The sequence below is a fragment of the Micromonospora sp. NPDC047730 genome (assembly GCF_043204765.1).
Classification (GTDB): domain Bacteria; phylum Actinomycetota; class Actinomycetes; order Mycobacteriales; family Micromonosporaceae; genus Micromonospora.
The window spans coordinates 1-22678 of sequence record NZ_JBIDCU010000016.1 but is presented as its reverse complement, the minus strand read 5'-3'; the positions used below and the strand labels follow the sequence as shown (position 1 = coordinate 22678).

The following is a 22678-nucleotide window of genomic DNA, read 5'->3' as shown; positions in this document are numbered from 1 at the left end:
TGGACACGGACGGCCCCGGCGTGTGTACGATTCACCCCGTCGCCGGGCGGCTCCCCCCGTGGCCGCCCGGCGCTCACCTCTTCGGCCCGCCCGCCGCCCCTAGACTGGGCGGGATGAGCGACCACCTTCCCGCCAACGAGCCACTGATCTGCTCGTCCCGCGGCTGTCGTGCCCCCGCCCGGTGGGCGCTGCGGTGGAACAACCCCCGGCTGCACGACACCGACCGGCGCAAGACCTGGCTGGCCTGCGCCGAGCACCGCTCCTCCCTCGGCGACTTTCTGGACGCCCGCGGGTTCCTGCGGGAGGTCGCACCGGTGGTCGGATCGCCTACGCTCGAAGGGTGAGCGCGCACAACGGATTCCCTCGGTGAGCGGTGACGGATCCGCCGGCCCGCCGCCGGCACCGCCCCGCCCGCCGGCGGGCCCCCTGGAGCCGTGGCCGGACACCGTCCGCTGGCAGCCGATCTCACCCGACCTGATCTGGGTGGAGCTGCTCCGGCTCGCGATGGTGCTGGTCGTCGTCCTGCTCGGGCTGGGCGTCGGCTGGGCGTTCAGCGGGGCCTGGCCGTTCGGCGCGGCGGGCGGCGTGGTGCTGCTGCTGGGCGCCCTGCGGGTCGTGACCATCGTCCGGGCCGTACGGGCCTGGGGGTACGCCGAGCGGGAGGACGACCTGCTGGTCCGGCACGGCCTGCTGGTGCGGCGGCTCTCCATCGTGCCGTACTCGCGGATGCAGTTCGTGGACGTCAGCGCCGGACCGCTGGAGCGGGCGTTCAACCTGGCCACCGTCCAGTTGCACACGGCCGCGGCGGCCAGCGACGCCCGCGTGCCGGGGCTGCGCCCGGCGGAGGCGTCCCGGCTGCGCGACCGGCTCACCGCGCTCGGCGAGGACCGGGCGGAGGGGCTGTGAGCGACCCGGCCGGCCGCGCGACGGACCGGACCGAGCCGCCCCGGGTGGAGCCCGGCCTCCGGCCGGCGGCGATACCGCCCGTCGCGCAGGGCCCTGCCGCGGCACCCGGACCGGCGCCGTACGATCCGCACCCGCCCGCCGGCCCCGCGCCGGACACCCCGCACGGACCCGCGGACCCGCCGGCCGGGCCGGGCACGGCCCCGGACACCCCGCCCCCACCGCCCGCCCCGCCGGCGCCTCCCCCGGTCGCCGGAGCGGTGCCGGGTGACACGGCGCCGGAGCACGCCGAGCCCCGGCAGCGGCTGCACCCGCTCAGTCCCGCGCTGCACGGGGCCAAGTCGCTGGTCGTGGTGATCGCCGGCCTGTCCTGGTCGACCCTCTCCCGGGTCGGCTTCGGCTGGTTCGCCCTGATGGCGGTCGTGCTGGCCCTGGGCGCCACCGTGCTCGCGGTCGTCAGCTGGTACCACACCGGCTACCACGTGGTCGGCCGCGAACTTCGGGTGCACGAGGGGCTCCTCTGGCGGCGCACCCGGGCGATCCCGCTGGAGCGGCTCCAGGCCGTCGAGGTGGTCCGCCCGCTGCTCGCCCAGCTCACCGGCCTGGCCGAGCTGCGGCTGGAGGTGGTCGGCGGCGGCAAGACCGAGGCGCCGCTGGCCTACCTGAGCGTCGCCGAAGCGACCGCGCTGCGTCGGCGGCTGCTCGCCCTCGCCGGTCGGGCGGCCGCCGGCCGGACCGCGCCGGCGGCGGCCGGGGCGACGGCGGCGACCGGGGCGGTCCCGGCCGAGGCGCCCGCGCCGCCCGGCCGGCCGCTGCACACCGTCGCGAACAAGGACCTGCTGGTCAGCCAGCTGCTGACCCCGCAGGCGTTCATGATCCCGTTCGGTGTGGCGTTCGTACTGGCGCAGTTCCTCTCCGAGGACTCGTGGTCGTTCATCGCGGTGGCGAGCACCCTCACCGCCATGGCCGGCGTGCTGCTGCAACCGGTGCGCCGGGTGCTCGACGACTGGAACTTCCGGCTCGCCCGGGACGAGGGCACGCTACGGATCCGCAACGGGCTGCTGGAGACCCGCGCCCAGACGGTCCCGCTGGACCGGGTGCAGACCGTCGGGGCGACCTGGCCGCTGCTGTGGCGGGTCAAGGGGTGGCTGCGGCTGCGCCTGGAGGTGGCCGGCTACTCCGCCGGCGAGAGCGACGACCGCAACCGGCCGGACCGCCTGCTCCCCGTGGGCGACCTGCCGACCGGCGCGGCGATCGTGGCCGAGGTGCTGGCCGGGGTGTGCCTGACCACGCTGCCGTTGACCCCGCCGCCGGAGCGGGCCCGCTGGCTCAACCCGCTGAGCCGGGGCGTGCTCGGCGCCGGCCTCGACGCCCGGGTCTTCGCGGTCCGGTCCGGCCTGCTCACGCGGCAGGTGGCGCTCGTGCCGTACGCCCGGATCCAGAGCGTGCGGGTGGTGCAGGGGCCGGCGCAGCGGCGGCTGCGGCTGGCGACGGTGCACGCCGACACGGCCGGCGGCGCCGGCGCGGCCGCGCGGGACCGGGACCTGGCCGAGGCGTGGGCCCTGGCGGCGGAGCTGACGGCCCGGGCGCGCGCCGCCCGGCAGGCCGGCTGACCGCCTCCTGCATTGACGTTCAGCCGCCCGGCCGACCGCTGCACCGGCCGCCGCGCCGGTCCGTGGTCACCCGACCGGCCGACCACGCACGGGTCGCGGGGCGCCCCGCCACCCGCCGCGGGGTCGACGCTCAGCGCGTCGCCGGCACCGCCGGCGGCTCGGCGGAGGCGGGCGGTTCGGTCGGCTCGGGGTCGCCCTCCGCCACGGCCCGGCGGGCCCGGCGCGCCGCCCACCAGCGCTCCGCCAGGCCGACCACCAGGAAGGTCATCCCGACGTACGCCCAGCCGACCAGCACGTCGATGACGTAGTGCTCGCCCGAGTAGACCAGGGTGAAGGTCATCGCCAGCGGGTACGCCAACAGCAGCGGCCACCAGCGGCGGCGGGTCTGCCGGAGGAAGAACAGCACCACGAACAGGGCGAACGCGGTGTGCAGCGACGGCATGGCGGCCACCGGGTTGGAGGCGATCTGCCCGGCGTTGAGCAGGTTGCCGGCGCCGTGCATGCCGAACGCCTTCCAGCCCCGGGTGGAGATCCGGGCGACCTCCTCCAGCAGCCCGTTCTGCGCCGCCCACCAGGGCGGGGCCGCCGGGTAGAGGAAGTAGGTGACCAGGCCGGTGGCGCACAGGAAGCCCCAGCGACGCATGAACGCCGCCCAACGCCCCCGGTCGCGCAGCCAGAGCACCGCCGCGGCGGCCAGCGCCACCACGAAGTGGGAGAAGTAGACCCAGCTGACCAGGACATCCCACCAGTGCACCTCGGGCCGGTAGAGGTGCTGCTGGAGCCAGACCGTCGGCACCTCGCCACCGGTCGCCCAGCCGAACATGACCCGGTCGGCGACGATCAGCTCGTACGCGTGCGGGGTCGCGCCGTTGTCGGCAAAGCCGCGGGAGAGGTTGTAGACGGCGAGCAGCAGCACCACCGGCACCCAGTCCCGGGCGAAACGCAGATGGCTGCGCCACGGCCGGTTGCTGTTCCAGGCGACCGTCGCCGCCCAGATCCAGAGGAACGCGTACGCCGGGTCGGTCGGCAGGCCGATGCCGAGCCAGCCGGCGACGAAGGCGACCCCCCAGACGGTCATCGCGACCACGCGACGACGCCCGCCGTCGGGCGAGGCGGGCGGGCCGGTCCGGGCGGGGGGCTGGGGGTCGGTCGCGACAGACATCGCGGTCAAGGTTAACGGCGCGGACGGCATCGACCGACGCCGACCACCCGCCGCGCCGCCAGGGGCGCGGCGGGCGGTCGGCCGGTGGTGGACGGCGCGCGAACCGCGGACCGGCGCTCCCCCCGGAACCCGTGAACCGTCGGCGCGGCACGGACGCCCGCCGGCCCCGGCCCGCCTCGTCTAGGCTTTGGCCATGCAGGAGCAGCCGGAGCCCGCCCTGACGCCGGGCCTGACCGCCCGGGTGGAGCTGACCGTCGCCGACACCGACACCGCCCAGGCGGTGGGCTCCGGGGACGTGCCGGTGCTGGGCACGCCCCGGGTGCTCGCCCTCGCCGAGGCGGCCACGGTGGCGGCCACCGCCCCCCGGATGCCCAGCGGGTCGACGACGGTCGGCACCCGCGTGGAGCTCGACCACCGCGCGGCCACCCCGGTGGGGCGGACGGTGGTGGCGCAGGCCCGGCTGGCCGCGGTCGAGGGGCGACGGCTGCACTTCGAGGTGAGCGTGCGCGACGGCGACGAGACGGTCGCCGAGGGCCGGGTGGAGCGGGTGCTGGTCGACCGGCAGCGCTTCGTGGAACGCGCGGCCCGGTCGTCGTGACCGGCCGCTTCGTACAGGTCGCGGACGGGGTGCACGTGCTGCGCGAGCCGCTGCTGCACGTCAACGTCACGCTGGTCGTCGGCGACGGGGCCGCGCTGCTGGTCGACACGCTCTCCACCGCCGGGCAGGCCGCCGAGCTGGCCGCCGCCGCCCGGGCGGTCACCACCCACCCGTGGACCGTGGTCAACACCCACCACCACTTCGACCACTGTTTCGGCAACGCCACCCTCGCCGCCGACCCACCCCGCCCGGTGTACGCGCACGAGGTGGCCGCCGAGGCGATGCGCGAGGAGGCGGACCGGCTACGCCGGGAGGCGTACGCGGAGATGCGCGACGAGCACCCCGCGCTGGCCGAGGAACTGGCCGGCACCGCGCTGCTGGCGCCGACGCACACCGTCCACGGCGAGACCGTCCTCGACGTGGGCGGCCGGCGGGTGGTGCTGCGCCACCCCGGTCGCGGGCACACCGCCGGTGACCTGGTGGTGCACGTGCCGGACGCCGACGTGCTGGTCGCCGGGGACCTGGTGGAGCAGAGCGGGCCGCCCGCCTTCGAGGAGTCCTACCCGTTGCAGTGGCCGGACACGGTGGCCGAGCTGCTCCGGATGACCACCCCGGCCACCGTCGTCGTGCCGGGGCACGGCGACCCGGTGGACGTCGCGTTCGTCCGCGCGCAGCACGAGCAGCTCGTCAAGCTGGCCTGGCTCATCCGCGCCGGGCACACCGGCGGCGCCCCGCCCGAGCGCGTCGCCGCCGAGGCGCCCTTCGGCGCCCGGCCCGCCCTGCACGCCGCCCGCCGCGGCTACGCCGAACTAGACGGCACCACCTGACCCCCTCCCCGCACCCCGCACCCCGCCGATCTTGCAGTTGTCGCCCCGACAGAAGCGGCATATCCCCCAGATCGCGGGCACAAAGTGCAAGATCGCGGGGAGAAGGGGGTGGGGTGGGTCAGCGGGCGAAGCGGTCGAGGACCTCGGCGCGGGTGGGCATGGCGGTCGCGCCGCCGGGCGACTCGCAGACCAGGGCGGCGACCCGCAGCGCGAAGGCCACCCGCTCGTGCCAGCCCGCCGGGGCGGCGGGCTCGCCGTCGACCAGCAGGTCCGCGACGAGCGCGCCCATCACCGCGTCACCTGCGCCGGTGGCGTCCACCGCCTCGACCTTCGGCGCGGGTACGCGTACCGGATCGGCGCCGGCCGCGGCGACCACCGCGCCGGCGGCGCCCAGGGTGACCACGGCGGTCCCGGCGCCCAACTCCCGCAGGTACGCCGCCACCCCTTCCTCAGGCTCACCTGGATAGAGCAGCTTGGCGTCGGCGGCGCTCAGCTTGACCAGGTGGGCGCCGGCGGCGAACTCGGCCACCACCTCGCGCAGCCCGGCCAGCGCCGCGGGCCCGTCGAGCAGCCGGTGGCGGACGTTGGGGTCGAAGACCCGCAGGCTGCCGGCCAGCGCCCAGGCCCGGCGCGCGGCGGCCAGCACCGGCGGCTGGAGCAGCACGATCGAGCCGCAGTAGAGCACGTCGGCGCCCGCGACCAGGTCGGCGTCCAGGTCGTCGGGGCCGAGCAGGCCGTAGGAGGGCGGCTGCCCGTAGAACCGGAAGTCGGGCTCCGGGCCGGCGAAGGTGGCCACCGCCAGCGCGGTCGGGGCGGGGACCGTGACCGCGCCGGCCAGCCCGACGCCGACGCCGCTCAGGAAGTCGCGGATCCGCCCGGCCAGGACGTCGTCGCCGAGCGACCCGACGAACTGCACCGCGCCGCCGAGCCGGGCGACGGCGACCGCCACGTTCAGCGGCCCACCGCCGACGGCCTGCCGGTAGACCGGCTCTCCGTCGCACTCGGTGTCGAGCAGGTCGACCAGTGCCTCGCCGAGCACCACCGCGTATCCCATCTCCGGCCTCCGTCCGTGCCCGCGCCCACCGCATTTCGTCGCACCAGGCTGGCACAGCCGGTGCCGTGACGAACGCGGAAGCCACCGTATTGGCCTGCTGGGCGGCGTGCGAGGCCAGGGACTGGGACACGTTCGGCGCGCTGCTCGCCGACGACGTGGTCCACCACCTGCCGCAGACCCGGGAGCGCATCACCGGCCGCGCCGCGTTCGTGCGGGGGCGGGAGCCGGCGGGCGCGGGGCGGGAGCCGGCGCGCCCGCCGGGCGGGGCTGGGAGCCGGGTCAGCGGACCATGGAGCCGACCACGGGCTTGGTGAGCAGGGCGGACTGGTTGCGCTGGATGCCCGGGTCGAGGGTCTTGGCGACGAAGATCGCATGCCAGATGCAGAAGATCAGCACCGTCCATACCTTGCGGGAGTGGTCGGCCTCCTCCCGCTTGTGCTCCTCGAGCAGCCGCATCGCGTACGACAGGTCGATCAGCTCGCCCGCGCCGGAGTTGGACAGCACCCAGCGGGCCCACTCGTACATCTCGCCGCGCAGCCAAACCCGGGTGGGGGTCGGGAAGCCGAGCTTCTTGCGGTTGACGATGGCCGGCGGCACCACGCCCTGGAGGGCCTGGCGCATGGCGTACTTGGTGGCGTCGGAGCGGGGCGGCAGCTTGAGGTCGACCGGGATCCGCGACGCCACGTCGAAGACCTCACGGTCCAGGAACGGCACCCGCACCTCCAGCGAGTGGGCCATCGAGATCCGGTCGGCCTTGACGAGGATGTCGCCGCGCAGCCAGGTGTAGAGGTCGACGTACTGCATCTTGGTCACGTCGTCGAGCTCGGTGCACTCCGCGTAGATCGGCGCGGTGACGTCGGTGTAGCGGACGGAGGGGTCGTAGCGGCGCAGCAGGTGCTGCTTCTCCTCCTCGGTGAACATCCGGGCGTTGCCGTAGTAGCGCTCCTCGATCGGGGTGGTGCCGCGCTCCAGGAAGCTCTTGCCCTTGACGCCCTGCGGGATCGCCTTGGAGACGGCCCGCAGCCCCTTCTGCACCCCGCCGGGCAGCCCGTTGACCGAACTCAGCGACAGCGGCTCGCGGTAGATGGTGTACCCGCCGAAGAACTCGTCGGCGCCCTCGCCGGAGAGCACCACGGTGACGTGCTCGGCGGCCTTCTTGGCCACGAAGTAGAGGGGTACCAGCGCCGGGTCGGCCACCGGGTCGTCCAGGTGCCAGACGATCTTCGGCAGCGCATCGATCATGTCCTGCGGCCCGATCTTCGTCGGGATGGTGGTCACGTCGAGGTGCCGGGCCGAGTCCTGGGCGACGTCGATCTCCGAGTAGCCCGGGACGTCGTAGCCGACGGTGAAGGTGAGGATGTTCGGGTTGAACTCGCGGGCCAGGGCCACCACGGCGGTCGAGTCGATGCCGCTGGAGAGGAACGAGCCGACTGGCACGTCGGAGCGCATGTGCATCCGGACGCTCTCCCGCAGCGTCTCCCGGATCTCGTGGTAGAGCCGCTGCTCGTCGGCGACCGGGGTGGGCCGGAACACCGGCCTGTACCACCGCCGCACGTCGATCCGCCCGCCCGGGGTCCAGGTGAGGTACTCGCCCGAACCGATCCGGTTGATCCCCTTGTGCAGGGTGCCCGGCTCGGGCACGTACTGCAGCGTCAGGTAGTGGCTGAGGTTCGCGGTGTCGATGCCGGCGTCGCCCTGGTAGCTGGAGTGCGCGAAGGGCAGCAGCGCCTTCTTCTCCGAGGCGAGGTAGAGGCCGTCGGCGGTCTCCAGGTAGTGCATCGGCTTGATGCCGAAGTAGTCCCGGCCGCCGAACGCGCGCCGCTCCTGCCGGTCCCAGATGACGAAGGCGAACATGCCCCGCAGCCGGGTGAGCACCTGCTCGCCCCAGTAGTGGTAGCCGGCGACGATCACCTCGCCGTCACCGGCGGTGGCGAACTGGGCGCCGAAGTTCCGGATCAGCTCCTCGCGCAGCTCGATGTAGTTGTAGATCTCGCCGTTGAACGTGAGCAGGTAGCGCCCGCCCGCGTAGGGCAGCGGCTCGTGGCTGGAGGCCACGTCGATGATCGCCAGCCGCTTGTGCGCGAACACCCCGTCCGCGTACCGGCCGGAGGCGTCGCCGACCACCTCGACACCGGTCTCGTCCGGTCCGCGGTGGTGCAGGCATTCCAACGCCCCGGCGATGTTGTCGCGGTGGGCGGCGGCGTCGCCGCGCGCGCTGAAGAAGGCCAGGAGTCCGCACATGGTGGTCATCTTTCCACGCGTCCCGGGCGGGCGTCGCGGCACCGCAGGCTCTCCCGCGCTCCAGGCGGGCATCCTGCGGCGGGCGGGCGGGCCGACGCGCAGGCCGGGCCGCCCGCGGGCGTGGGGCCTACCGGGACGGTCGGGCCGACCCGGCGCGGGGTACCGTCAGGACCAGCAACGACGCGGAGGGAGCGGGGCATGACCGAGGAACGCACCGACAACAAGCCGGCGGACGGCACCGAGTCGCACGACCCGGAGTTCCCGGAGGCGTTCCTGACGTTCATGCGGCGGGGCTGGCACGACACCACGCTGCCGGTCGGCCCGCGGCCGGAGGTGCCGAACTACGCCAAGCGCCGGGCCGCGCTCTCCGCGGCCTTCCCGGGCGAGACCCTGGTGATCCCGACCGGTGGCGAGAAGGTGCGCGCCAACGACACCACCTACCCGTTCCGGCCGGGCAGCGACTTCGCCTACCTGACGGGCGACCACGATCCGGACAGCGTGCTCGTGCTGCGGCCGAACGGATCCGGCCACGACGCCACGCTGTACATGCGTCCCCGGTCGTCCCGGCAGAACGACGAGTTCTTCCGCAGCCGGCACGGCGAGCTGTGGGTCGGTCGGCGGCACACGCTGACGGAGAAGTCGACCGAGCTGGGCCTGCCGACCGCCGACCTGACCGAGCTGGACGCGGCGCTGGCCGACCTGGCGCCGGGGCGTACCCGCGTGCTGCGCGGCTTCGACGCGCGGGTGGACGCGGCCGTGCGCCCTTACGACGGCCCCCGCGCGGAGGGTCAGCCGGCGCGCGACTGGGAGCTGGCGGTCACGATCGCGGAGCACAAGCTGGTCAAGGACGAGTGGGAGATCGCCCAGCTCCAGGACGCGATCGACGCCACCGTGCGGGGCTTCGAGGACGTGGCCCGGGTGCTGCCGGCGGACCGGGGCGTCTCCGAGCGCCTGCTGGAGGGGGTCTTCGCCCTGCGCGCCCGGCACGACGGCAACGACGTCGGCTACGGCTCGATCGTCGGGGCGGGCGAGCACGCGACGATCCTGCACTGGGTGCACAACAACGGCGCCACCCGCCCGGGTGAGCTGCTGCTGATGGACATGGGCGTGGAGAACCGCAACCTCTACACCGCCGACGTGACGCGGGTGCTGCCGGTCAACGGCCGGTTCACCCCGTTGCAGCGCCAGGTCTACGACGTCGTGCACACCGCGCAGCAGGCCGGCATCGACGTGATCAAGCCGGGGGTCAGGTTCCGCGACGTGCACCTGACCTGCATGCGGGCGCTCACCGAGGGCCTGGCCGACCTGGGCCTGCTCCCGGTGAGCGTGGACGAGGCGATGGACGAGAAGTCGACGATCTACCGCCGCTGGACGCTGCACGGTTTCGGCCACATGCTCGGCATCGACGTGCACGACTGCTCCGACGCCCGCAAGGAGAAGTACCGGGACGGCGTCCTGGGCGAGGGCTACGTGCTCACCGTCGAGCCGGGGCTCTACTTCCAGCCGGAGGACGAGCTGGTCCCCGAGGAGTTGCGCGGCATCGGCGTGCGGATCGAGGACGACATCCTGGTCACCGCCACCGGCGCGGTCAACCTCTCCGCCGGGCTGCCGCGCCGGGCCGACGAGGTGGAGACCTGGCTGGCCGAGCAGCGCGAGGCGGGGCCGCGCCTGCCGGGCTGATCCGAGGGTACGACCACACGACGGGCCCCGCCCGCCGGCATGCGACGTTTCGACGTCGCCGTTCCGGTGGGCGGGGCCCGTCGGCCTTTGCCCTGGTCAGAGCCCAATTCACCCGGCCACCCGGTTGCCCCCGTTCCCTGCCGGATCCGAGGCGAATGTGGGCTTTTTTCAGATACGTCCTTGTCGCGAGGATCCTTCTCATACGGTGGTCATCAGAGGCTGCAACCCATTTGTAGCTGGTCGCTCCGCTTCGGGCGGTGCGGCCCCCTTGGTAGCAGGAAAGGGCGGAAGGCTCTGATGTCCGATGACGTAACGACACCTGACGGTGGCCCGCCCGCGGGCACACCGACGCGGGGGCGGCGCAAGCTCTGGGTTGCCGCCGGCGTGGCCGGGCTGACCGGCGTCGTCGGCCTGGCGGCGCTGGGTGGCCTGGCCTCCAGGGACGACAAGTCCGGCGACACCGACCGGCTCTCCGACGCGCGGTCGACGGCACCCAGGCAGAACGTCAGCGACGCCGGCAAGGCCGACGAGGCCGGCGGCGCGAAGACCGGCCAGGGCGAGGACGACTGGTCCGGCCAGGGCGACCGGAAACAGGGCAACCGGAAGCACGACGACCGGGAGAAGGAGGTGCCCTGCGACACCGACAAGCTCATCCAGGCGATCACCGAAGCCAACAAGAACCACGGCGCGACGCTGAAGCTCGCCAAGCACTGCACCTACGAGCTGACCCGCAGCGAGCACGGCAACGGCCTGCCGGTGATCAAGCAACCGATCGTCCTCAAGGGCGACGACACCAAGATCGTCCGGGCGGCCGACACCGAGCGCTTCCGGATCCTGAACGTCGGCAGCAGTGGTCACCTGACGCTGAAGAACGTGGCCATCGAGGGCGGACAGACCGTCGCCCGCAAGATGGTCTCCCCGCCGGCAGCACCGCCCGTGGCGACGTTCGGGCTGTCTGGCTCGACCACTGCCGCTGCGGCCCCGGCCCGACCGGCCATGGCGGCACCCACGCCGTCGGCAGCCGCACCGGGGACGCCGGCCACTCTCGCCGAGCCGGCCACGGCGGAGGTGCAGCCCGACGGCACGGCGACGGCCGTGCCCGGGCTGGTCAGCGCCGACGGAGCGGGCCTCCTCGTCCAGCGAGGCGGCCATGCCGACCTCGAGTACAGCACGTTCGCGCAGAACCAGGCGGGCGGGAACGGCGGGGGGATCGCCAACTTCGGCACCACGAACGTCCGCCACACCTCGGTGGAGAACAACAGCGCCGACGGCTTCGGCGGCGGCATCTTCAACGTCGGGGTGCTGCGGGTCGAGGAGTCGAAGGTGACGCACAACAGCGCCGGGCTGGGGGGCGGTGGCATCGCCAATGGCACGGGTGCGAGCGGCAGCACGGCCGGCGGCGGCACCGTCTGGGTGTGGAAGAGCGCGATCGGCCACAACCGGACCGCCGGCCTCGGCGGGGGCGTCTTCGACAACGACGGCGAGACCACGATCACGCAGAGCCACATCACCGACAACGTCGGCCGCACGGACGTCGGTGGCGTGCTCGCCCTCCACGACAGCAGGCTGAGCCTGGAACACGTCGTGGTGGCAAACAACCACACCGAGGGCGAAGGCGGTGGCGTCGGGGTCGGCAGGGACTCCCACGCCGTGATCGAGTACAGCGTGATCAGGGAGAACGTCGCGGAGGGGTTCGGTGGCGGTGGCGTCTACACCGACGACTTCGGCACCACCACGCTGCGGGACACCGAGGTCGTGGCGAACCAGGCGGTCAGCCCGGGCGCGGTGGGCGGCGGCATCGTGAACGACTTCGGCACGACGAGACTGGTCGGGACGAAGGTGGCGCACAACGTCGCCACCGAGCCGCCGGGCGGCATCTGGACCAACAACAACCGCGTCTTCATCGACCGGCAGTCGGCCGTCACCGACAACCGGCCGACGAACTGCCAGGGCAGCCCGGTCATCCCGGACCGCTGCTTCGGCTGAACACCGGACAGCACCACCACATAGAGAGGGCTCCTCCGCACCGCCCCGGCGGCCCGGAGGAGCCCTCGCCATCCGCCTGGGCTCTCTTGACCGTCCCGCGCCGATCCGAACGGTCTGCGTCGACTACGCACCGTAGCCAAGCCTACGGGCACCAGTGCGACCGATCGGCCCGCCCGGGTCGTCCACACCGCGCACGAGGGGCCCGTACCGAATGTGGGGTTCTTTCGGATATGCCTTCGAGGTGAGGAAGATTCTCATACTGTCGGTTCGGGAGCTACAACCGATTTGTAGCAGGGGACGCTCGCCTGTGGCGTCGCGACCCTGTCTGGTACTAGGAGAGGGCAGAGAGCTCCGATGTCCAACTACCTAACGAACAACGACTCCGAGCGGCCGGCGGCGCAGAAGCGTCGCCGCAAGCTCTGGCTCGCCAGCGGTGTGGCCGGGTTGACCGGCGTGGTCAGCATTGCCGCCGTGGGTGTGGCCACCGGCGCCGGCGCCGTCGGCGCGGACGCCCTGAATTGGTCCACCGCCCAGGTCACCAAGGACGGCGACCAGGGTCGCGAGGGCGACCAGGGCCGCGAAGGCGACCGGGACCGCGAGGGCAAGGAGGATCGGGACCGGCACGACAAGGACCGCGGGAGGGAGGTGCCCTGCGACTCCGACAGGCTGATCCAGGCGATCATTTTCGCCAACAACAACCACGGCGGCGAGTTCAAGCTCGCCAAGGACTGCACCTACAAACTGACCCGCTCGGACAACCACGGCAACGGCCTGCCCGTGATCAAGGAGAAGATCACGCTCAAGGGTCACAACACCAAGATCGAGCGGGACGCCACCGCCGAGCAGTTCCGGATCTTCAACGTCGGCAGCGGCGGCGACCTGACGCTCAAGGGCCTGACCCTCAAGAACGGCCAGACCGTCGAGCGCAAGAAGGAGCCGCGGATGACGCCGGAGGCGGTGTGGTCGCGGTACGCCAACTCCGTCGAGGCCGCCGCCGCGGCCCAGGCCGGCAAGCCGTACCTGGAGCTGCTCCAGGCCGCGCCCAAGGGCGCGGCGGCGGCGAACGCCGAGGCCGCCCCCGGCGCCGAGGCCGCCGCCGAGGAGAAGCAGAAGAAGAAGCAGACGCACGACGGGGCCGGCATCCTGGTGCAGCCAGGCGGTAAGGCCGACCTCGAGAAGACCCACGTCGTGGGCAACCAGTCGGGCGGCAACGGTGGCGGCATCGCCAACTACGGCAAGACCAACCTGCGCCACACGACCGTCGAGGACAACACCGCCTTCCTCTTCGGCGGTGGCATCTTCAACGCCGGCCTGCTCAGGGTCGAAGAGTCCAAGGTGACGCACAACCAGGCCATCATCGGCGGCGGCGGCATCGCCAACGGCGCCCCGGAGCTGCACAAGCACGACGACATCGACGGCGGCACCGTCTGGATCGACAAGAGCGAGATCAGCCGCAACGAGACGCTCGGCTTCGGCGGCGGCCTGCTCGACATCGAGGGCGACACCACCGTCAAGGACTCCAAGATCACCGACAACTTCGCGGGGGTCGCGGGTGGCGGTATCGCGACGGCTGAGAGCCAGCTCGACCTGAAGCACGTCCTGGTCGCCAAGAACACCACCGTCGGCGTGGGCGGCGGCCTCGCGCTCGGCTTCGGCACCAACGCCACGGTCGAGAAGAGCGAGATCGCGGAGAACGTCGCCGGGTTCTTCGGGGGCGGCGTGTTCAACCTGTTCAGCCAGGTCACGTTCCGCGACAGTGCGATCGTCCGGAACCGGGCCGTCGGCCCGATCGGCATCGCCGGCGGCATCTTCAACGTCCGCGGCCAGGTCACCCTGCACGACACGAAGGTGGCGGACAACTTCTCCACCCTGAAGCCGGGCGGCGTCTTCAACTACCAGGGCGACGTCGACGTGGACGACAAGTCGGCGATCAGGGGCAACAAGCCGACCAACTGCGAGGGCAGCCCCACTCCGGTGGAGAACTGCTTCGGCTGATCACCCTCGGATGACGTGCGGCCGGCGCCACCGGCACCGGCCGCACGGACCGGACGAACACCGAACCGGCCCCCTCCCGCTCGTGCGGGAGGGGGCCGGTCCGCGTCGCGCGTCAGCTCTGTACAAAAACCGCCACGCTGCGGGCCGGCACCGTGAACGTGCCGCTCGCCCGGTCGAACGAGGCCGTACGCAGCGCCTCGTCCGCCGAGGTCCGCAGCACCGGGTGCAGCGCCACGTCCGCCCCGCGCAGCCCGGTCAGCTGCTGCGTCGCCGCCTCCGGGGTGGCGTTGAAGACCACCGTCACCGACTTCCAGCGCCCGTCGAGGCCACGGCCGTCGAGCGTCATGGTGAGCACGCCGGGCGTCTCGGCCGTGCCGGAGAGCGGGAAGGCGACCCGCTGCTGCACCTGTTCCGCCGTGGCCAGCCCGAAGACCGGCGAGGAGGCCCGGATCCTCAGCAGCTCGGCGTACCGGGCGTCGGTCATGGTGATCGCCGCGCAGTCCGGCACCAGGGCCGGATCGGCCAGCAGCGGCTTGGCGTACGGCCACTTGTCCCGGTTGTCCTGCGCGGGCGGCAGCCCGGCGCCGAACCCGTTGCCCTGGGCGCAGTCCCAGCGGATCTGGTTGAACCAGTCACCCGAGTTGTACGAGTTGCGGTCCAGCGACTTCGAGCGCAGCCGCTCCGTGCCGGTGGTGACGAACCCGGGCCCCTGCCCCATCACCACCGTGCTCAGCGCCAGCACCTGCATGCGGGCCCGGTCCGCCGCCGGGGTGTCCTGCGGCAGCTTGTACGCCAGCGCGTCGTACAGGATCTCGTTGTCGTGCGCGTCGACGTAGGTGACCGCCTCCCCCGGCGCGGCGGTGTAGCCGGCGGGCGAGCCGTTGTAGTCGACCTGGCCGCCGGTGACCTGCCGGCCGGCGGAGTCGGTGAACCGGTAGCCGCGCAGGTTGCCGGTGAGCCCCACCTTGATCAGGTCGTGCTGGTGCAGCAGGCGGGCCCGCTGCTCGGCCACGGACCCGTTCACCGGATCACCGTTGGGGTCGGTGAACAGGCCGGAGGCGAAGCCCTGCACCCGCGGGTTGGCGTCGAACGGGCCGCCGCCGCGAACCGCGTCGCGGAGCCGGTCGTTGAAGGTGCCGATCCCGGTGCCGGCCATGTTGGCCTGGGTGGCCTGCACGAACCGGGCGTCGCCGGCGACCTCGCCGAAGTTCCAGCCCTCGCCGTAGAGCAGGATCTTCTTCCCGTCCACGCCGTCGCGGGCCACGGTCAGCTCGTCGAGCGCCTTGCGCACGGCCAGGATGTTCGCCTTCGGGTGGTGGCCCATCAGGTCGAACCGGAAGCCGTCCACCTTGTACGCCCTGGCCCAGGTGACCAGCGAGTCCACCACGAGCTTGCCCATCATGGCGTGCTCGGGAGCGGTGTTGGCGCAGCAGGTCGAGTTGGCGACGCTGCCGTCCTCCAGCAGCCGGTGGTAGTAGCCGGGCACGACCTGGTCGAGCACCGACTTCGGGTCGGCGCCCGCCGCCGACGTGTGGTTGTAGACGACGTCCATCACCACGCGCAGCCCCGCGCCGTTGACCCCGGCCACCATCTGCCGGAACTCCGTGGTGCGCTTCGCCCCGGCCGGATCGACGGCGTAGCCGCCCTCCGGCACGGTGTAGTGCAGCGGGTCGTACCCCCAGTTGTAGCCGTCGGTGTCGGCCACCGCCGCGACGCACTGCTGCTGCTCCTCGGAGTCCGGCGGCAGCGCGGCCAGGTCGCAGCCGGGCTGCCGCTGGTCGGCGCGGCGCTCGGGGATGGTCGCGAAGTCGAACGCGGGCAGCAGGTGCAGGTGCGTCACCCCGGCGTCGCCGAGCGCCTTGAGGTGCGCCATGCCGGCGGTCCGGGGGTCGGTGAAGGCGAGGTAGGTGCCCCGCCGCTCGGCCGGCACGGTGGTGTCGGCGACGGAGAAGTCCCGGACGGACAGCTCGGAGATCTGCACCTTCGTCGACGGCACGGCCGCCGGCTTGCGCAGCGTCGCCCAGCCGGCCGGCGCGAGCGCCGGGTCGGCCAGGTCCACGATCTGGCTGTGCGTGGAGTTCGGCGCCAGCGCCAGCGAGTACGGGTCGGTCACCGCCGCGGTGACCATCTGCTGCGTCGCCGGCTGCCACGCCTGGACCTGGTAGCGGTAGTACTTGCCGTGCCAGTCGCGGGCGCCGCGCACCGACCAGACGCCGGTGCGGTCGTCGCGGCGCATCGCCACCGCCTTCGGCTCCCCGGTCGGCGAGTCGAAGAGCTGGAGCGACACCTGCCGCGCCGTCGGCGCCCAGACCGCGAGCGTCGGCACCCCGCCGGCAAAGGTCGGCCCGAGCTTCGCGTCGGTGGCCCGGGCGTAGACGTCGTCGAGCACCCCGGGGATCTGCACGCCGGTCGCGGCGAGCAGGGTGCCCTCGGCGTCCCGCTCGGTCACCAGGAGCTGCCCGCGCAGGGCCGCGGGGACCTTGGCCAGGTCCCGCCGGTCGAGGGCGAAGCTCCGGTACGCCCACAGATGCGGGAAGGCCGCGCGCTGGGCCTCGGTGAGCCCGTTGCGCTGCGCCGTCAACGGCAGCGTGGTGTACGTGCCGGTCAGCTCGCCGTCGGCGACGGTGACCCCGCCGGCCGGGGCGGCGACCAGGGCGTACGTCCTGCCGTCGGTGGGCCCGGTCTGCCAGGCGACGGTCGCGCGGTCGATCCAGTGCGCCTTCTGCCTGGTGATGTCGACGTCCCGGGCGGCGCCGGACGCGGTGGACGGCAGCAGCCGCCCGGGCGTTCCCGCGAGCAGCCACACTTCGCGGCCGGCGGTGGCGAAGTCGAGCCGCTGGTCCTCCGGCAGGTCCTTCTCGTCCCCGGAGTGGATGATGTAGCTCAGTCCGGTGGCTCCGGCGGCGAGGGGCACGCGGAACACCGCGCCGAAGGCGTCGACGCCGGCCGGGGCGAGCGGCTTCGCCCAGTCCGTCGGGTTGGCGGCGCCGTCCCAGAGGTGCAGGCCCCAGCCGTCGTAGTTGCCGTCGGCGCGGCGGTAGTGGATGAGCGCGGTGCCGTCCTCGACGGGCGGGTCGGGCTCGCCGGTGGCGGCCTGCCGGGTCGGGTAGATCGCCGGGTCGCCCTGCTTGAGCCAGATCTCCCCGGTCTGCGTCACGTCGATGGTGCGGTCCTGGCCGACGTCCTTGTTCCCGTTCCTGTCGACCACCAGGAAGCCGACCGACTTGGCGCCCGGCTTGAGCTTCACCCAGGCGAACCGGCCGTAGGAGTCCTCGCCGGCGAACGGCTGTCCCTTGGGCCACTCGGTGGCGTACGCGGGGTCGATGTCGCCCCAGGCGTAGAGCCCCCAGTCGTCGTAGCCGCCGGCCGGGCGCTGGTAGTGCACCACCGCCCAGTCCCGGGAGGCGGACTGGGCCGGGGTGCCGACGGTGGCCGTGGAGCGGGCCGTGGCGGTCCGGCCCCTGCCGTCACGCACGACGGCCTTGTACTCGACGGTGGTGCCGCCGGCCAGCCCGGTCAGGTCGTGGTGGACGGTGTACGGGGCCCGGTCGGCGCTGCCGAGCAGGGTCCACTGCCCGCCGGCGACCCGGGCGGCGACGGTGACGGTGGCCAGCGGGTCGCCGGTGACCTGGGCGGTGACGGCGGCCTTCGTGGCGACGGGCTCGCCGGGCGCCGGAGCCGTGATGGTGATCTTCGGCGCGGCGTCGGGCAGCGCGATCGGGGTGCCGGCCCGGTGCACCACCGCCGACAGCGGCGGCACGGTCAGGGTGAGCTTCCCGTCGGCGGCGGCGGCCGGGGCGGCCGAGCCGCCGTAGACGCCGGCGAAGGTGGCGCCGGCCGACCAGGTGTCCACGGTGACAGTCTGCGCGGTCGCGGCGTTGTTCACCGCGACGACGTACTCGGTGCGCTGCTTCGGGTCGATCCGGGAGAACGCGAAGACGCCGGGGCCGTCGGCGGCGTACCGGGTGATCTGGACACCGTCGCGCAGGGCCGGGTGCGCCTGGCGCAGCGCGCCCAGCTCGGCGATGGCCCGGTAGAGCGGGTGCGTCGGGTCGAACTGGTCGACCGCGTGCGTCCGGTCGGTGCCGAGCAGGTCGTCGTCGAGGTAGTCGGGGGTCTTCGAGGCGAACATGTCCTGCCGGGCGTCCTTGTCGCCGCCCGGGCCGGTGAAGCCCTGCTCGTCGCCGGAATAGACCACCGGCTGGCCCCGGGTGAGGAACATCAGCTCGTGGGCGAGCCGGTCGCGGCGCAGGTGGCTGGCCGGGTCGGTGCCACCACCGACGATGAACGAGCCGATCCGGCCCATGTCGTGGTTGCCGAGGAACGTGGTCAGCCGCCGCGCGTCGGTGTCCCGGGAGCGGTAGAGGTCGTCGCGGGCGTACACGTCGGCGAGGGCCTTGGCGGAGCCGTCGCCGGCGGTGTAGCCGCGCGCGGCCTCCTGGAAGGCGAAGTCGAGGGTGGCCGGCAGGCCCCCGCGCCGCACGTACGTCGAGGTGATCTCCGGGTCGGCGCTGTAGACCTCGCCGAACATGAAGAAGTCCTGCTTGCCCGCGCGCTCCGCGGCGCGCTCGATGCCCTGGCTGAACTGCGGCCAGAAGTCGAGGTTGGCGTGCTTCACGGTGTCCAGCCGGAAGCCGTCGACACCGGTGGACTCCACCCACTCGGAGTAGACCTTCGTGAGCCCGCGCACCACCTCGGGGCGCTCGGTCCACAGGTCGTCGAGCCCGAAGAAGTCGCCGTACTCGCTGTTCTCCCCGGCGAAGGTGGAGTCACCTCGGTTGTGGTACATCGTCGGGTCGTTCAGCCACGCCGGGACCTTGACCTTCGCGTCGGCCGGGGTGTCGAACGTCGGGGTGTACGGGAACGAGGTGGTGTCGACCTTCGGGAAGTCCCGGCTGCCGTCGGCGTAGTGGCGGTCCTCGAAGGCCCGCCCCCGCGCGTCGGTGTAGGGGGAGGTCGCCTTGTCCACGTAGGTGTACTTGTCCTCGGCGTACTTGATGACGTCGGCGGTGTGGTTGACGATGACGTCGAGGTAGACCTTGATCCCGCGCTGGTGGGCGAGCCGCACCAGCCGCTTCAGGTCGTCCCTCGTGCCGAAGTGCGGGTCGACCTGGGTGAAGTCGGTGATCCAGTAGCCGTGGTAGCCGGCCGAGACGTCGGACCCGGTGCCCTGCACGGGTCGGTTCTTGAAGATCGGGGCGAGCCAGATGGCCGTCGTGCCCAGCCCCTGGATGTAGTCGAGCCGGTCCGTGACGCCCTTGAGGTCGCCGCCGTGGTAGAAGCCCTTGTCCTTCGGGTCCAGCCCGGTGGAGAGCCGGTCCCCGGTGAGGCCACCGGCGTCGTTGCGCGGGTCGCCGTTGGCGAACCGGTCCGGCAGGACGAAGTAGAACTGCTCGGCACGGGCCTGGTTGCTGCCGGCCTCCAGCAGCGCCTCCGCCGGGGGCTCGGCGCGCCACTGGGTGGCCCCGGCCGCGGCGAGCGGGCCGGTGCCGTCCGTGCCGTCGGTGGCGTCGGCGCCGAGCTGGTGTACGGCGACCGGGGTGCCCACGAGGGTGAGGGTGAGCAGGGAGACGAGGGCGAGCAGGGCCTTGCGCGGTATCGGCGGGGGTTTCATCGACGGCCTTCCTCTGGTCGCTGATTGGCCCGCACGCTAGCCCTTGCCGAAACATTCTGCAATACCTTGCAAACAGAGTCGCAACAAAGCAGTGCTCTTGCAAAAGCAGGGCCCGGCGCGAACGCGCCGGGCCCTGCGAAACCGGTGAGCTACAGCCCGTGGCAGGCGACGCCGTCGACGGTGCAGCTCGCCGGGCGGCTGTCCGCGTGCTGGACGTAGAACCGCAGCACCACCGACGCTCCCCCGGCCAGATCCTGGCCGCTGCGGTAGGTGAAGCCGTCGTCGATCCGGGTGACCGTCCCCTGTGGCGCGCCCTCGATCCACGCGCTGCCCAGCCGACCGCCAGGGAAGGCGAGCCGGGCCGTCCACGCCCGGCCGGCCGGGGAGGCGTTGCTGACCAGCACCTCGCCGACGAACCCGCCGTGGGACTCGTCCACCACCCGGTACCGCCCGCTCACCGGCGACGCGGTCGGCGGCAGCAGCAGCACCGCGTCCTCGTCACCGCCGGGATCCGGCGACGGCGTACGGCTCGAACGCGCCGGGGTGGGCCGGTCCGGAGTGGACCGGCTGATGACGCGGCGGGACGGCGTGGGCGACGCCCGCCGCGACGGCGACGCCGCCGTGGCCGGCACGCTCGGCGAGGCCCACGGGTCGGACAGGGCGAGGGTCGGCTCGGGCGGGCCGGGCTGCGCGTCGAACGACGGGCTGCGCCCCCGGTAGGCGCCGAGCGCGATGACCAACAGCACCACCATCACCCCGGCGCCGACGGACACCACGATCCAGGGCGAGGACGCGATGACGGCCGTGCCGTAGGACTTGCTCGATGCTCGGCGCATGCCGGACATGCCCTCCTCCAGCGGTCGTCCGAAAAAGCGTAGCGGTCGCTGGCAAGGACGTAGGAGCCGGAACGGGCCCGCCGGACGGGACGGTCAGGCGACGCGCAGGACCGTACAGATGACCGGGCCGTCGTCGGTGGCGCGCAACAGGTAGCGGTAACGCTCGCCGGGCACCGCTCGCCCCTGGCTGTCCAGGAACTCCCACTCGACGGCCACCATCGTCAGCAGTGCCGACATCGGCTGCACGTCCTCGATGGCCGCGTGCGCGGCGACCAGCTCGCGCTCCTGGTAGTCGGGGGCGGCGCCCACGAAGGACAGTGCCACCGCCGCCGGGGAGGTGAACGAGAAGCTGTACGTGTCGGCGACCACCAGCCCCGGCAGCGCGTAACAGCCGGCGATGGCGGGCAGGTCGCCGGTGGTCAGCGCCACGCCGTACCGGTCGAAGAAGTCGGTCAGCGTGTCGAGATCGGTGGAGGCTCTCACGGGGAGAGCATTTGCCTGCCGGCCACCGGGCCAAACCTCAGCGCGGCGGGACGCGCACCTCGATCTCGGCGCCGAGCCGGGCGTCGCCGGCCAGGCCGAGGTCGTCGCCGCTCCAGAACCGGCCCGGGTCGTACCAGTTCGGGCGCCGCCCGGCGGGGAGCAACCCCATCGCCTCGTAGGTCACCGCGACGACCTCCGCGCAGTACGCCGTCTCCAGCGCGCGGTCGCGCACCGACGCCCCGGAGCGGGCCCGGCCCCGCCCGGGCAGCGCCGGCACCCGCATCGCCGGCACCCGACCGCGCACCCAGCGCCAGGCGAGCTGGGCGGTGGAGGGGAACGGCGTGCCGTCGAGCCGGGCGACGGTGCGCAGCACCGCGTTCTCCACCTCCGCGTCGGCCGGCGGGTCGAGCTGGCGCAGCCAGGCGCGCTGGCCGTACCGGTTGGCCCAGACGCAGACCGCGTCCCGCAGGTCGTGCAACTGCACGCCGCGCTGGTGGGTGCCGGACCACATGTCGGGCAGCGACCGGCCCAGCTCCGCGTGCCACATCAGAGGCGGCATGTCGTCCAGCACCACCGCCATGCCGACGTGGTTGACCGGGCTGTTGGTGGTCAACTGGATGGCCCGGTCCGGCACGCTGCGGCCCCGGAACACCCACACGTCGCCGGTGCGGGTCAGCTCCACTGCCTCGTCCAGGCTGATGCTCATGGGGGTCTACCCTAGGCCGATGCGGCAACGGATGCGGTGGTGGAAGGTGCTCGGGCTCGCGGGTCTCGCCGGCGTCGCGGCGTCCGGCGTGGTGATCGCGCGGGCGGAACGGCGGCGTCGGGCGTACACCCCGGAGGAGATCCGGGCCCGGCTGCGCGACCGGCACGCGGCGGCTGCGGCACCCGCCGACGACCCGCGCTGACCACCGGCGGCGTCATCCCTCGGCGTGGTCGTTGCGCTCCCCAGGCCCGCCGGGCGCCGCGTGGCGGCGCACCGCCTCCGCCACCGCCTCGGGGGTACGTCCCACGAGCGCGCTCCCGTCGTCGAGCAGCAGCAGGGGCCGCTGGATCAGCTCCGGGGCGGCGACCATCGCGTCGATCCAGCGCGGCTCGGCTGCCTCGTCCCGCAGCCAGTCGGCCATGCCCAGGGCGACCGCGGCGGGCTCCTGCGTCCGGCAGACGTCCCAGGGGCGCGCGCCGAGCCGGCGCAGCACCTCGGTCAACTCCGCGGCGCTCGGCGGCCGGTCCAGGTACGGGCGCACCCCGTACCCCACACCGGCCTCGTCCAGGGCGGACCGGGCGGCGGCGCACTTCGAGCAGGACGGGTTGTTCCAGATCTCCATACCGTCATGGTCGCAGCAGTCCCGTTTCCGGCCGGCGCCGGCCGCGGCGAACGCGGGGCCCCGCCGGCGGGCGGGCACGGCGGGTGCTCGTCACGGGCTGCTCCGGTGTCGGGATTGGCCGGCGATGTCGCGGACGAGTCTTCGGGGTACCGCTTCTCAGCTCGGGGTACCGCTTCTCGGCCCCTGTCGAGCTGCCCCCACAGATGGGGCACGACAGGCGGCCGATCTCACCAACCCGTCGATCAGGCCGGGGCCGCGGCGCCGATGTGACGAGCGGTCCTACAGACGGGGCAGCTCGACAGGGCCCACGGCACCCGACCCTCCGGACCTGTCGAGGCGGGTGTGACCCGCTGTGCCG

General features: G+C 73.3%; 18 protein-coding genes. 10 read left to right on the top strand and 8 right to left on the bottom strand.

Going from position 1 to position 22678, the window contains the following annotated elements:
* The first annotated feature begins 113 nt into the window (after nt 1-113).
* The 3 genes from ACGF5G_RS27850 (at nt 114) to ACGF5G_RS27840 (ending at nt 2516) form a co-directional block, all read left to right on the top strand.
* The gene (locus tag ACGF5G_RS27850) at nt 114-344 is read left to right on the top strand and encodes a hypothetical protein (RefSeq protein ID WP_393268038.1); all 231 of its coding nucleotides are present in this window, start codon (nt 114-116) and stop codon (nt 342-344) included.
* A gap of 22 nt (nt 345-366) precedes the next feature.
* Entirely contained in the window at nt 367-906 is a 540-nt protein-coding gene (locus ACGF5G_RS27845; RefSeq protein WP_393268035.1) for a PH domain-containing protein, read from the top strand.
* Between the two features lie 71 nt (nt 907-977).
* The gene (locus tag ACGF5G_RS27840; RefSeq protein ID WP_393268271.1) at nt 978-2516 is read left to right on the top strand and encodes a PH domain-containing protein; all 1539 of its coding nucleotides are present in this window, start codon (nt 978-980) and stop codon (nt 2514-2516) included.
* 130 nt (nt 2517-2646) lie between these two features.
* Here the strand turns inward: ACGF5G_RS27840 and ACGF5G_RS27835 are convergent, their stop codons facing one another.
* The gene (locus tag ACGF5G_RS27835) at nt 2647-3678 is read right to left on the bottom strand and encodes a phosphatase PAP2 family protein (protein ID WP_393268033.1); all 1032 of its coding nucleotides are present in this window, start codon (nt 3676-3678) and stop codon (nt 2647-2649) included.
* A gap of 193 nt (nt 3679-3871) precedes the next feature.
* On the opposite strand from ACGF5G_RS27835, the gene ACGF5G_RS27830 reads away from it, so the two are divergent.
* Together ACGF5G_RS27830 and ACGF5G_RS27825 are read left to right on the top strand one after the other, a co-directional pair.
* Nucleotides 3872-4276 (top strand): thioesterase family protein, encoded by a 405-nt coding sequence (locus tag ACGF5G_RS27830; RefSeq protein WP_393268030.1) that lies wholly within the window; start codon nt 3872-3874, stop codon nt 4274-4276.
* Nucleotides 4273-5103, top strand: coding sequence for an MBL fold metallo-hydrolase (locus tag ACGF5G_RS27825; RefSeq protein WP_393268027.1), 831 nt, complete (start codon nt 4273-4275; stop codon nt 5101-5103). Before ACGF5G_RS27830 ends, ACGF5G_RS27825 begins: the two co-directional genes overlap by 4 nt.
* 118 nt (nt 5104-5221) lie before the next feature.
* Here ACGF5G_RS27825 and ACGF5G_RS27820 read toward each other — a convergent pair whose 3' ends face one another.
* Nucleotides 5222-6157, bottom strand: coding sequence for a PfkB family carbohydrate kinase (locus tag ACGF5G_RS27820; RefSeq protein WP_393268026.1), 936 nt, complete (start codon nt 6155-6157; stop codon nt 5222-5224).
* A 65-nt stretch (nt 6158-6222) separates the two neighbouring features.
* Between ACGF5G_RS27820 and ACGF5G_RS27815 the strand changes: the two genes are divergently transcribed.
* A complete protein-coding gene (locus tag ACGF5G_RS27815; RefSeq protein ID WP_393268023.1) occupies nt 6223-6471 on the top strand; it encodes a nuclear transport factor 2 family protein in 249 nt (82 codons plus the stop codon).
* Here the strand turns inward: ACGF5G_RS27815 and asnB are convergent.
* Entirely contained in the window at nt 6437-8398 is a 1962-nt protein-coding gene (asnB, locus tag ACGF5G_RS27810) for an asparagine synthase (glutamine-hydrolyzing) (protein ID WP_350711425.1), read from the bottom strand. The two genes, ACGF5G_RS27815 and asnB, sit on opposite strands and share 35 nt — an antisense overlap.
* A 198-nt stretch (nt 8399-8596) precedes the next feature.
* Between asnB and ACGF5G_RS27805 the strand changes: the two genes are divergently transcribed.
* From ACGF5G_RS27805 to ACGF5G_RS27795, 3 genes are all read left to right on the top strand, one after another.
* Nucleotides 8597-10078: an aminopeptidase P family protein gene (locus ACGF5G_RS27805; RefSeq protein WP_393268020.1), complete on the top strand. Its 1482-nt coding sequence runs from the start codon at nt 8597-8599 to the stop codon at nt 10076-10078.
* A gap of 297 nt (nt 10079-10375) precedes the next feature.
* Nucleotides 10376-12064, top strand: a complete 1689-nt coding sequence (locus ACGF5G_RS27800; protein ID WP_393268018.1) for a right-handed parallel beta-helix repeat-containing protein — start codon at nt 10376-10378, stop codon at nt 12062-12064.
* Between the two features lie 354 nt (nt 12065-12418).
* Complete coding sequence (locus ACGF5G_RS27795) at nt 12419-14059, top strand: hypothetical protein (protein WP_393268016.1); 1641 nt, start codon at nt 12419-12421, stop codon at nt 14057-14059.
* Between the two features lie 112 nt (nt 14060-14171).
* Here the strand turns inward: ACGF5G_RS27795 and pulA are convergent, their stop codons facing one another.
* The 4 genes from pulA to ACGF5G_RS27775 form a co-directional block, all read right to left on the bottom strand.
* The gene (gene pulA, locus ACGF5G_RS27790; protein ID WP_393268013.1) at nt 14172-19673 is read right to left on the bottom strand and encodes a pullulanase-type alpha-1,6-glucosidase; all 5502 of its coding nucleotides are present in this window, start codon (nt 19671-19673) and stop codon (nt 14172-14174) included.
* A 149-nt stretch (nt 19674-19822) separates the two neighbouring features.
* Entirely contained in the window at nt 19823-20518 is a 696-nt protein-coding gene (locus ACGF5G_RS27785) for a cellulose-binding protein (RefSeq protein ID WP_393268011.1), read from the bottom strand.
* Nucleotides 20519-20602: 84 nt separating this feature from the next.
* Nucleotides 20603-20992 (bottom strand): hypothetical protein, encoded by a 390-nt coding sequence (locus tag ACGF5G_RS27780; RefSeq protein ID WP_393268008.1) that lies wholly within the window; start codon nt 20990-20992, stop codon nt 20603-20605.
* Nucleotides 20993-21029: 37 nt separating this feature from the next.
* Entirely contained in the window at nt 21030-21698 is a 669-nt protein-coding gene (locus ACGF5G_RS27775) for a hypothetical protein (RefSeq protein WP_393268006.1), read from the bottom strand.
* 19 nt (nt 21699-21717) lie between these two features.
* On the opposite strand from ACGF5G_RS27775, the gene ACGF5G_RS27770 reads away from it, so the two are divergent.
* Nucleotides 21718-21900, top strand: a complete 183-nt coding sequence (locus tag ACGF5G_RS27770; protein WP_393268315.1) for a hypothetical protein — start codon at nt 21718-21720, stop codon at nt 21898-21900.
* Nucleotides 21901-21912: 12 nt separating this feature from the next.
* Here ACGF5G_RS27770 and ACGF5G_RS27765 read toward each other — a convergent pair whose 3' ends face one another.
* Complete coding sequence (locus ACGF5G_RS27765) at nt 21913-22320, bottom strand: ArsC/Spx/MgsR family protein (protein WP_393268003.1); 408 nt, start codon at nt 22318-22320, stop codon at nt 21913-21915.
* Nucleotides 22321-22678: the final 358 nt, after the last annotated feature.

What these genes read in the sequence shown, in the direction of transcription:
- ACGF5G_RS27850 (WP_393268038.1), top strand. Translation starts at nt 114, where the DNA reads ATGAGCGACCACCTTCCCGCCAACGAGCCACTGATCTGCTCGTCCCGC.
- ACGF5G_RS27835 (WP_393268033.1), bottom strand. Translation starts at nt 3,678, where the DNA reads ATGTCTGTCGCGACCGACCCCCAGCCCCCCGCCCGGACCGGCCCGCCC.
- ACGF5G_RS27830 (WP_393268030.1), top strand. Translation starts at nt 3,872, where the DNA reads ATGCAGGAGCAGCCGGAGCCCGCCCTGACGCCGGGCCTGACCGCCCGG.
- ACGF5G_RS27820 (WP_393268026.1), bottom strand. Translation starts at nt 6,157, where the DNA reads ATGGGATACGCGGTGGTGCTCGGCGAGGCACTGGTCGACCTGCTCGAC.
- asnB (WP_350711425.1), bottom strand. Translation starts at nt 8,398, where the DNA reads ATGTGCGGACTCCTGGCCTTCTTCAGCGCGCGCGGCGACGCCGCCGCC.
- ACGF5G_RS27805 (WP_393268020.1), top strand. Translation starts at nt 8,597, where the DNA reads ATGACCGAGGAACGCACCGACAACAAGCCGGCGGACGGCACCGAGTCG.
- ACGF5G_RS27800 (WP_393268018.1), top strand. Translation starts at nt 10,376, where the DNA reads ATGTCCGATGACGTAACGACACCTGACGGTGGCCCGCCCGCGGGCACA.
- ACGF5G_RS27795 (WP_393268016.1), top strand. Translation starts at nt 12,419, where the DNA reads ATGTCCAACTACCTAACGAACAACGACTCCGAGCGGCCGGCGGCGCAG.
- pulA (WP_393268013.1), bottom strand. Translation starts at nt 19,673, where the DNA reads ATGAAACCCCCGCCGATACCGCGCAAGGCCCTGCTCGCCCTCGTCTCC.
- ACGF5G_RS27785 (WP_393268011.1), bottom strand. Translation starts at nt 20,518, where the DNA reads ATGTCCGGCATGCGCCGAGCATCGAGCAAGTCCTACGGCACGGCCGTC.
- ACGF5G_RS27775 (WP_393268006.1), bottom strand. Translation starts at nt 21,698, where the DNA reads ATGAGCATCAGCCTGGACGAGGCAGTGGAGCTGACCCGCACCGGCGAC.
- ACGF5G_RS27770 (WP_393268315.1), top strand. Translation starts at nt 21,718, where the DNA reads ATGCGGCAACGGATGCGGTGGTGGAAGGTGCTCGGGCTCGCGGGTCTC.
- ACGF5G_RS27765 (WP_393268003.1), bottom strand. Translation starts at nt 22,320, where the DNA reads ATGGAGATCTGGAACAACCCGTCCTGCTCGAAGTGCGCCGCCGCCCGG.